The organism is Rhodococcus sp. R1101 (assembly GCF_000278445.1).
Classification (GTDB): Bacteria; Actinomycetota; Actinomycetes; order Mycobacteriales; family Mycobacteriaceae; genus Rhodococcus; species Rhodococcus gordoniae.
Genome location: NZ_AJVB01000574.1, coordinates 1 through 2,234, shown reverse-complemented (window position 1 = coordinate 2,234; position 2,234 = coordinate 1). Strand labels below are relative to the sequence as shown.

The window sequence follows — 2,234 nt, the reverse complement described above, 5'->3', positions numbered from 1 at the left end:
GCACCCGGTCACCGAGGAGACCGCCGGCATCGACCTCGTGCGTCAGCAGTTCCGCATCGCCAACGGCGAGAAGCTCGAGCTCACCGAGGACCCGACCCCGCGCGGCCACAGCTTCGAGTTCCGCATCAACGGTGAGGACGCCGGTCGCGGCTTCCTTCCCGCCCCCGGCCCGATCACCGTCTACAAGGAGCCCACGGGCCCCGGTGTGCGCGTCGACTCGGGTGTCGTCCAGGGCGACGTCATCGGCGGCCAGTTCGACTCGATGCTCGCCAAGCTGATCGTCACCGGTGAGACCCGCGAGCAGGCGCTGCAGCGCGCCGCCCGCGCGCTGGCGGAGTTCGAGGTCGACGGTCTGGCCACGGTCATCCCGTTCCACCGCCACATCGTCGAGAACCCGGCCTTCGTCGGCGACGGCGAGAAGTTCGACGTCTACACCAAGTGGATCGAGAACGAGTGGGACAACACCATCGAGCCGTACACCGGTGGTGCCCCGATCGAGGACGAGGACGAGGCACTGCCGCGTCAGAACGTCGTCGTCGAGGTCGGCGGACGCCGCGTCGAGGTGTCGCTGCCCGGCCAGTTCTCGCTCGGCGGTAACGGCGGCGGCGCCGGCGTGATCCGCAAGAAGCCCAAGCCCCGCAAGCGCGGCGGCGGCGGCGCCGGCAAGGCGTCGGGCGATGCGGTGACCGCCCCCATGCAGGGCACCGTCGTCAAGGTCGCGGTCGCCGAAGGCCAGGAGGTCGCCGAGGGCGAACTCATCGCCGTGCTCGAGGCCATGAAGATGGAGAACCCGGTCAACGCCCACAAGGCGGGCGTCGTCACCGGCCTCGCGGTCGAGCCGGGTGCCGCGGTCACCCAGGGCACCGTCCTCACCGAGATCAAGTAATACGGCGATCGAGTAACACAGCAGATCCCCGACGGTCCCCCGCATCGCTCACGATGCGGGGGACCGTCGCTGTATCCGGGTGTCATCCGGCGTCACGGTCCGGCTTCCGCGCGTGAAAGCTATTAGCCTGGAGACATGGCCGACCGTCCCGAGATCCGCATCGGCACCGCCGAGCGTGAGGAAGCCGTAGCGCTGCTCGGTGAGCACTTCGCCGCGGGGCGCCTCGGCCTGGCGGAGTTCGACGAGCGGGTCGCGCTCGCGACGCAGGCCACAGTGCGCGGCGATCTGGTTCCCCTCTTCGCCGATCTGCCTTCGGCGCCGGCCGTGGTGGCCCCCTCCCCGGACCCCGCGATCTCGCGGAACAACTGCTCACCCTGGTGCCGTTCGTGCTCGTCGCGTTGCTCGTGATCGTCGTCCTCCGGCATCCGATCGCGCTGCTCATCGCCTTCGGGGTGTTGTTCGTCGCGGGTCGCCGTGCCTACCGGCTGCTCGGTGAAGGACGCGGCCCGTCCTGACCGTCCGGTGCCCGGCCGCCCTTTCTGCTGTCGCGGAAATCACAGCATCCCGGGAGATGCCCGTGTCTGTCGCCGCTCCGACGCCACAGGTTAGGGTGACCGGCATGCCCGAACACCCCGACATCCGGATCGGCAACGCCGAACGCAGTGAGGCGCTCGACCTGCTCGGCGAACACTTCGCGCTCGGCCGGCTGACACTGTCGGAATTCGACGAACGCAGCGCGAAGGCGTCGGCGGCCACGATGCGCGGTGATCTCGACGTGCTGTTCACCGACCTGCCCGCCCACCTCACCGATAGCTCGGCCACGACCCGGGACGACCTTCCGGTGATCATCCCGAAGAAGGATCCCGAGCGGTGGCGCGAGGTCGTGATGGGCCTGACGCCGCTGGTCGCGCTCGTGCTGTTCTTCACCTTCGACACGTGGCTGTTCTTCCTCCTGATCCCCGCCGTGGGCATCGTCCTGTTCGCCGGTCGCGACCGGGACGGGCACAGCACCGACGACGCCGACACCCACCGTGGTGAGAAGAAGAACGCCTGAACCGTGCCGTCCACGCTCCTCCGGCACCGCGCTCTGCCCCTGATCCTCGCGGTCGTCGTCATCACCGCGATGCTGCTCTCTCCCGGCGGTACCGTGCCGAGCGGTCCTCCCCATGCCGACAAGGTCACGCACGCGTTGATGTTCGTGGCCCTCGCGCTGTGTTCCCGCTACGCACGGATCTCCCCCGTCGTCACCGTGGTGTGGCTGGGTCTCTACGGCGTGCTGACGGAGATCCTCCAGGCCACCGTCGCGGTCCGGCGCTCCGGGTCGTTCTGGGACTGGTGCGCCGATCTC

The 2,234-nt window shown here is 69.2% G+C and carries 5 protein-coding genes; all 5 read left to right on the top strand.

The features are described from left to right. Positions 1-886 (top strand): biotin/lipoyl-containing protein (locus R1101_RS0121790; protein ID WP_016935361.1); only part of this gene is annotated, 886 nt, incomplete at its 5' end. A gap of 135 nt (positions 887-1,021) precedes the next feature. Then, positions 1,022-1,294 carry a DUF1707 domain-containing protein gene (locus R1101_RS31195; RefSeq protein ID WP_016935360.1) on the top strand — a complete coding sequence of 91 codons (273 nt, stop codon included), beginning with the start codon at positions 1,022-1,024 and terminating at the stop codon, positions 1,292-1,294. After that, positions 1,273-1,401, top strand: a complete 129-nt coding sequence (locus tag R1101_RS31360; protein ID WP_269726646.1) for a hypothetical protein — start codon at positions 1,273-1,275, stop codon at positions 1,399-1,401. Before R1101_RS31195 ends, R1101_RS31360 begins: the two co-directional genes overlap by 22 nt. A gap of 104 nt (positions 1,402-1,505) precedes the next feature. After that, positions 1,506-1,940 (top strand): DUF1707 SHOCT-like domain-containing protein, encoded by a 435-nt coding sequence (locus R1101_RS0121780; protein WP_037224509.1) that lies wholly within the window; start codon positions 1,506-1,508, stop codon positions 1,938-1,940. 3 nt (positions 1,941-1,943) lie between these two features. Further along, the coding region (locus R1101_RS0121775) for a hypothetical protein (protein ID WP_016935357.1) at positions 1,944-2,234 on the top strand (291 nt) is incomplete at its 3' end.